Annotated in this window: 6 protein-coding genes; 3 read left to right on the forward strand and 3 right to left on the reverse strand. The window is 63.3% G+C overall.

The genetic code is table 11. The features are described 5' to 3' along the window. Positions 1 to 42: 42 nt before the first annotated feature. Positions 43 to 1,479, reverse strand: coding sequence for a flavin reductase family protein (locus ACUYV6_RS11270; RefSeq protein WP_449278764.1), 1,437 nt, complete (start codon positions 1,477 to 1,479; stop codon positions 43 to 45). Further along, a complete protein-coding gene (locus tag ACUYV6_RS11275; protein ID WP_449278765.1) occupies positions 1,476 to 2,777 on the reverse strand; it encodes an aromatic ring-hydroxylating oxygenase subunit alpha in 1,302 nt (433 codons plus the stop codon). The genes ACUYV6_RS11270 and ACUYV6_RS11275 overlap by 4 nt, the downstream gene beginning before the upstream one ends. A gap of 97 nt (positions 2,778 to 2,874) precedes the next feature. Here ACUYV6_RS11275 and ACUYV6_RS11280 point away from each other — a divergent pair, with 97 nt between their 5' ends. After that, a complete protein-coding gene (locus tag ACUYV6_RS11280; protein WP_449278766.1) occupies positions 2,875 to 3,804 on the forward strand; it encodes a LysR family transcriptional regulator in 930 nt (309 codons plus the stop codon). A gap of 200 nt (positions 3,805 to 4,004) precedes the next feature. After that, on the forward strand, positions 4,005 to 5,342 hold the full coding sequence (gene dddP / locus ACUYV6_RS11285) for a dimethylsulfonioproprionate lyase DddP (protein ID WP_449278767.1): 1,338 nt from the start codon (positions 4,005 to 4,007) through the stop codon (positions 5,340 to 5,342). A gap of 101 nt (positions 5,343 to 5,443) precedes the next feature. Here the strand turns inward: dddP and ACUYV6_RS11290 are convergent, their stop codons facing one another. Beyond that, positions 5,444 to 5,800 carry a cupin domain-containing protein gene (locus ACUYV6_RS11290; RefSeq protein ID WP_449278768.1) on the reverse strand — a complete coding sequence of 119 codons (357 nt, stop codon included), beginning with the start codon at positions 5,798 to 5,800 and terminating at the stop codon, positions 5,444 to 5,446. Between the two features lie 456 nt (positions 5,801 to 6,256). Between ACUYV6_RS11290 and ACUYV6_RS11295 the strand changes: the two genes are divergently transcribed. After that, positions 6,257 to 7,156: a glycine betaine ABC transporter substrate-binding protein gene (locus ACUYV6_RS11295; protein ID WP_449278769.1), complete on the forward strand. Its 900-nt coding sequence runs from the start codon at positions 6,257 to 6,259 to the stop codon at positions 7,154 to 7,156. Positions 7,157 to 7,232 lie beyond the last annotated feature (76 nt).

The following is a 7,232-nucleotide window of genomic DNA, read 5'->3' on the forward strand; positions in this document are numbered from 1 at the left end:
CGGTCGCGATGCGACCGGCCCCTCCCTCATTCCGGCGCGCGGTCAGGCGTCGACGACCACGTCCGAGAGCGGCTTCGAGCAGCACGGTAGGAATTTGCCAGCCTCGATCTCGCGGGCGCGGATGCCCCCCTGATGATGCATGTCGACCTCGCCCTCGAGCTTGACCGACTTGCACGTGCCGCACATGCCTTCCTGGCAGTTCATCTGGATGCGCACGCCGTGCTTTCGGGCGACCGCCAGGATGTGGTCTTCACCGGTCATCCTGACGTTCAGCTTCGACTTCATGAAGGAGACCTGGAACTCGCCCTCGCCGACAGTATTGAAACCGGTCGTGTCGTACGCCGATCCGCCGTCCGACTTGGCCGCGGGAGCCGTCTCCGCCGCAGCTTCCGCCGCGCCCGCTTCCTCGGCCGACTTCGCCGGGATCGCCCGCGCCGCAACGGCGGCTTCGGCCGACGGACGCACCTCGACCACCTCGGGATCGGGTGTACGGAACATATCGAGCTCGGGCAGCTGCTGAGCGAAGTACTCGTCACCCGCAGCTGCAACCTCTTCGGCGATCTCCCCGGCAGCGGCGACCTCTTCGGCGTACTCCTCCTCGACCTCGCGGTCGCCCGAGAAGTACTCCATGTGCACGTTCGCATCATCGACCCCGAGCTCACCGAGCATCTTCTCGACGGAGTTGAGATATCCCTCAGGACCGCAGGCGTAGACCTGCCGCCCGCTCACGTCGGGAGCGACCTCCTCGATCGCCTCTTTCGACAGGCGACCCGACATCCAGGCCCACTGCTCGGGCACTCCTCGATCGCCGAGCGAGTAGAACACCTTGAGCCGCGAATCGATCTGCGCCAGGTGCTCGAGCTCACGGGAGAAGGCGAAACCTCCGGCCTCCGCGGCGTGGTAGAGCAGCACGGCATCCGCCTTGCCCGGGAGTCGGTAGATCGTGCGCATCATCGACATGATCGGCGTGATACCCGCCCCCGCCGCGAGGAAGAGATACCGTGCTCGACGATCGACATCAGGCAGGTGGAAGGAACCCACCGGACCGAGCACATCGAGCACCATACCGGGACGAATGTTCTGGTGCGCCCACGACGACACCAGCCCATCGACATCGCGCTTGATCGTGATGTCGAAGGTCCACGGCTGCATCGGGGAGCTCGACAGCGAGTAGCTGCGGTCCACCGGTTCCGCGTTCTTCCCGTTCAGCGGGAAGGAGATATTCAGATACTGCCCCGGCCGGAAGGCGAGCGGGGCACCGTCCACGCGCCGGAACGAGAACGTCATCATGTCACCCGAATGCGGGAAGACCTCCACGCATTCCACCAGAAACTCTTCCGGCAACCACGGGCCGAGGGCCCGTGCCGCACCGGCCGCGGCATCGGACGCCGAGGCCGAGGCGCGAAGCACCCGGTTCCACGGCATCTCGAACCCGCGGATGCGCTGCGGCTCGGGCCTCGAACTCGTGCTGATCGTCATGCGACGTGCTCCCGCATGCGCTGCACGTACCAGTCGATGAAGGCTTCGACCATCCACTCGCTCTTCATGTAGGGGCCTTGCTCGTAGGCCGGGCTCGAGGCCCCCGCCTGGCAGAGTTCGACGAACTCGCGGTCCTGGATGTTGGTGTTCTTCCAGGTGTTGGTCAGCGCGTCGAGGTCGTAATCCACACCCTCGACGGCGTCCTCGGCGACATGCCAGATCGTGCGCACGAGGGTCTGATTCTCGCTGATCGGGAACACCGCGAAGGTGATGGCGTGGTCGCCGAGCCAGTGGCTCCAGCCGTTGGGCTGGGTGTGCATGCCGCAGCGGCCCAGCTTGAACTCCGGGATCTCGCCGATGAGCTTCTTCACGAGCCGGCTGCCATCAGGAGAGAAAGACTCGCCCGCTCCGTCGAGCGCGGTGCAATCGATGCGGTAACCGGTGGTACGGCCGAGCTTGCCCTCGACATTGTCGTAGCGGTAGCCGTGACGCTCGCGCTTCGAGAACATCTCCACCTCGGCCGCGCGCTCGCGATCGTACTGGTCCCAGTAGTGCGGCGGCAGATCCTCCTTCTCCTGCCCCTGAGTCGGGAACAGCGCGCACGCGAGCTCGGGGTGCCCGTCGCAGTGGTAGCACTCGCGGTTGTTCTCCATCACGAGCTTCCAGTTGGCGTTCTCGATGATGTCTTGCTGGTAGGCGATCTTCGTGTGCTCGAGCTCGTAGGGCTCGAAGAACTCCTCGAAGTCCTGCGCCATCTCGTCGAAATCCTCGGGCGGGTTCTCCGCCAAGCACACGTACACGAGGCCGGCGACGATGCGGACGTGGGCCTTCTTCAGTCCGAAGCAGTCCTTGTCGAAGTTGTCGCCGGTCGCGGCGGCGTGCAGGAGGGTACCGTCGGGGGCGTAGGTCCAGGAGTGGTAGCCGCACACGAGGTTGCCCGTCGTGCCCGACTTCTCTCGCAGCACCTTCGCGCCGCGGTGACGGCACACATTGTGCAGCGCGTTCACGCCGCCCTCGTCGTTGCGCACGAGCACGAGCGCGTACGGGCCGAACTCGACGGTGACGTAGTCGCCGGGCTCCGGGATCTCGGCGAGCGAAGCCGCGAAGAGCCAGTACTTCTCGAAGATGCCCTCCATGTCGGCTCGGAAGATCCCGCTGTCCGTGTAGAAGGGCGCCTCGAGGGAGAAGTTGACCTTACGTCGCTCGAGCAGTTCTCTGAGCGCTTCTGTCGTCTCCTCCGAGACCGCGGATCCGACTCCGCGAGTGGCCGTGGGGGCAAGATTGACTGCTGGTGCCATTTTCATCTCCATCGACGAGGGCTTGGGTAGTGATGCCCAAGCTACCCCTCCACGAAGTAAGTGCAAACTATTTCATCATTTCATGCACAATGGACGCATGATCGACCCTCGACTCACCACCCTCAGAACCTTCGCCGAATGCGGCACCATCTCCGCGACAGCAGACCTCACCGGCTACTCTCCGTCGGCCGTTTCCGCTCAGCTCCGCGAGCTGCAGCGGGCACTCGACATGAAGCTCTTGGTCAAAGACGGGCGCGGACTCCGACTAACCGCAACCGGGCGTTATCTCGTCCAGCGCTCAGACGCACTCGTCACAGAATGGGAACGGATCCGCGCCGAGGCCCTGGCCGAGGGCAAACAGACGCAGACCAACTTCGGGCTCGGCGGCTTCTCGACGGCGGCTTCCAATCTGCTCGTCCCACTCGCCGCGCGCCTGCGCACCACGCATCCATCAGTTCGTGCAAGTGTCACGGAGGCGAGCCCGGCGGAATGCTACGAGCTGCTCATCGCCGAGCAACTCGATCTCGCCGTAGTGATCGCCATGCAGTCCGAATCGCACGACGACGATCCGCGCTTCGAACAGATCACGCTGCTCGACGACCCGCTCGACGTGATGATGCCGTCGCACCACCGCTTCGCAAACCGCGAATCGGTATCGCTCGCCGAGCTCGCGGGAGAGGAATGGTTCACTGACACCCCCGGATCCCCCTACCATGCGCTCTTCACTGCAGCATTCACCGCCGCGGGAATCACCCCGCGCATCTCCCACCGCACCTCGGAATGGGAGACGGGCATCGCCATGGCGGGCGCGGGCGTCGGTCTCGGCCTGATTCCCCGTCTCGTGAGCCTCGGCTATCACACGAACGTGGCCCGCGTGCGAATCACCGGGGCAGGCCGACCAGTGCGCCGTATCATCGCCGTGGTGCGCAACGGCAGCAAGGAATCGCCGTTGATTCGCGAATCGCTCGAGACGCTCCGAGAACTCGCCAAGCACATTCTGGAACAGCGGTTGCTCGAGGAGATCTGATCCCCGCGACGCTCCCGAGCCTCCGCCGCAGTCACCCCATCATGCAAGATTCCTGTGCAATATCGATGCAGATGATTCGATAATCTTTCTCGCCCGAATTCGCATACTGGAGGAGAGGCCGCCCCCACCGGTCCGGGATCCGCCGTGTTGCAACGGTCACGGACGCCCGCTGCACGTGAGCGCGAAGGAGCGCATATTCGATGTCGTCTTTCTCTATCAGCAACCGCAAGATCGACCCCTCCCGGCGACGCCCGCAAGGAGCGGTGAAGCCGGACGGCACTCCTGACGTCAACGACCGAGTCGAGATCGGCCCCACCGACCTCGCCTTCGAGGAATGGGCCGCGCTCGGTCTCACCGCCCCCAATCTCGAACGCATGCGCAAGACCCGGCTCGACCGCATCATCGAGAAGGTCCACGAGCGCGAGGTCGCTGGCGTCCTGCTCTTCGACCCCTTGAACATCCGCTACGCGACCGACTCGATGAACATGCAGATCTGGACCATGCATAATCCATCGCGAGCAGCATTCATCGGCGCCGACGGGTACGTCGTGCTGTGGGATTTCCATGGCTGCGGCCACCTCACCGAGCACCTCCCTCTGCTCAATGAACTGCGTGAGGGTGGTGCCGGGTTCTTCTATTTCGTCGCGGGCGACAAAGAAGACGACGTCGCACGGGCCTTCGCGGCCCAGATCGACGACCTCGTCCGGGAACACGGGGGCGGCAACCGGCGGCTCGCCGTCGACAAGATCGAACTGCCCGGCGTGCGCGCGCTCGATGCACTCGGACTCGACGTGGCCAGTGGCATGCCACTCATGGAGCATGCCCGGTCGGTCAAGGGCATCGACGAGATCAACGCGATGCGATGCTCAATCGCGACCGCCGAGATCGCGATGGCAGAGATGCGCAAGGAACTGCGGCCCGGCATCGCGGAGACCGAGCTCTGGGCGGTGCTGCACGCGGAGAATATCGCCCGTGGTGGGGAATGGATCGAGACCCGCATCTTGAACTCGGGGCCGCGCACGAACCCCTGGATGCAAGAAGCCGGCCCGAGACTCATCGAATCCGGCGACCTCGTTGCCTTCGACACCGATCTCGTCGGCCCGTACGGGATGTGCGCCGACGTCTCACGCACCTGGTTCTGCGGCGACGGAGAGCCCACTGCCGAGCAGAAGCGACTCCATGCGGTCGCCCTCGAACACATCACGACGAACATGGAGCTGCTGAAGCCGGGGGTCACGTTCACCGAGATCACCCAGCGCGGGCACCGACTGCCCGAGGAATTCGTCGAGCAGCGGTACAGCATCATGATGCACGGCATCGGCCTGTGCGACGAGTTCCCGGGCATCCCCTATCCGCAGGACTTCGTGCCCGGTGCCCTCGACTACGCTCTCGAACCCGGGATGACGCTGTGTGTCGAGGCCTACATCGGTGCCGTAGGCGGACGCGATGGGGTCAAGCTCGAGGATCAGGTACTCATCACCGACACCGGGTACGAGAAGCTCTCCCACGCACCCTTCGACGAGAAACTCCTCGGATAACACGTCGCCCGGGAGGCGCACCATCGCCCCAGCGCTGCAGTAGCGGCGCTGGGGCGATTCACGTCACAAGACCTTTGCAAGTAACACTCGATAGCGCGACATCAAGCCGCCGCCATCATGACGAACACCGTCGCGCCTTCCTCACTCACCGTCGAATGAGACGTGCGCGGATTCCGCACGATGTAATCGCCTGGACCGTACGTGCCGTAGCCATCCGAGAATGACCCGCTCACGACGAACAGATGCTCGACCGTTCCGTGAGAATGGATCGGTGCGTCTCCGCCGGGCTCGATACGCATGAGCGAAACGCTCACATTGGACGTATCTCCGGAATAGAGCGCGCGTTCGAACATGCCCGTGGCTCCCGCCGATGCGATCCACCCTTCTGCTTCACCCGTACGGATCACCTGAGGAGCTTCCTCTTTTGCACCTTCGCTGAGGTCAATGATGTCGGCCATGCGTATTTCTCCCAAGCTTATGGATCCCGACTCTCGCCGAACCCGTTGCAATTAGTTCATTCATTAAACATCTTGTTCAATGAATACACACAGGCTAAGCAACATCCGATTACACGTCAAGACCAATAATCCGCAGCAGAGAGCAAGAGTCGAGCCAAAAGAACCCACGCCAGACCAGCTTGAGATACCACCGATGTTCACTAGATAATTTTTGACGGCATTTATTGAACTTCTTCGTGATCACAGGTAGCTTGATGGCGGACGCTCGAAGGCGAGCGGCCCGGACGAACCCCGAGGGGAGTCGAGGATGACCTTTCGAACCTGTGTTTCACCCGCCGGAACGCCCGCGACCATGCGCATGCCCCTGGGCGGCCTGCTGCACCGCGCAGTACCGTCGCGACCACGGCACGGGTTCACCCCACGGAGTTCTTCCGCAGCTGCGACGGAGGAAACCCCATGAAGAAGACCTATACCGGCGTGATCGCGATCGCCGCTGCCACGCTGCTCGGCCTCACCGCCTGCTCCGGAAGCGGAGCGAATGGCGCCGGCGGAGATTCTGGTGACGAAGACCGCGTCATCAGCCTGAGTTACACACCTGGATGGTCGGACGGCAAGAGTATGACCTTCCTGCTCAAGGATCAGCTTGAGAAGCTCGACTACACAGTCGAAGTCGAAGAGATCGGAGACCTCGGCCCGAACTATGCGGCCGTCGCGAACGGAGACGTCGACATCCACTCTTCAGCGTGGCCGGAAGTGACCCAGGCCACGTACATGGAGGAATTCGGGGACGACATCGAGTCTCTCGGGGTCTGGTACGACGAAGCAGAACTCTTCATGGCCGTGCCGTCGTACTCGCAGGTGAACTCTCTCGACGAGCTCGCCGATAACGCAGACCTCTTCGATCACGAGATCATCGGCATGGAGCCCGGAGCAGGCCTCACGACAGTAGTGCAGGACTCGATGATGCCCGCCTACGGTCTCGATGACTGGGACCTGCGCACCTCTTCGACACAGTCCATGCTGACGGTGCTGGGCGACAAGATCGATAACAAAGAAGAAGTGATCGTGAATCTGTGGAGCCCCTTCTGGGCGAACACGGCATATGACATCAAGCCTCTCGAAGATCCAGAAGACGCGATGGGAGTGCCCGAAGGATTGCACGTCAACGCCACTCGAGGTTTCGGAGCCGAGCACGCCGACGCGGCAGAGCTCATCGCCGGGCTGAAGCTCGACGACGAGAGCTATGGCGAGCTCGAGGCGCTCATCATCAGTGAGGATTACGAAGACGACCCGGAAACCGCAGTCGATATCTGGATCGAGGAGCACCCGGAAGCATTCCCGACACTGATCTCATAAGACGACGAAACAACCAGGGGCGGGGGGGGGGGGGGGGGGGGGGGGGGGGGGGGGGGGGGGGAGGGGGGGGGGGGGG

Source organism: Leucobacter sp. GX24907, from assembly GCF_053567335.1.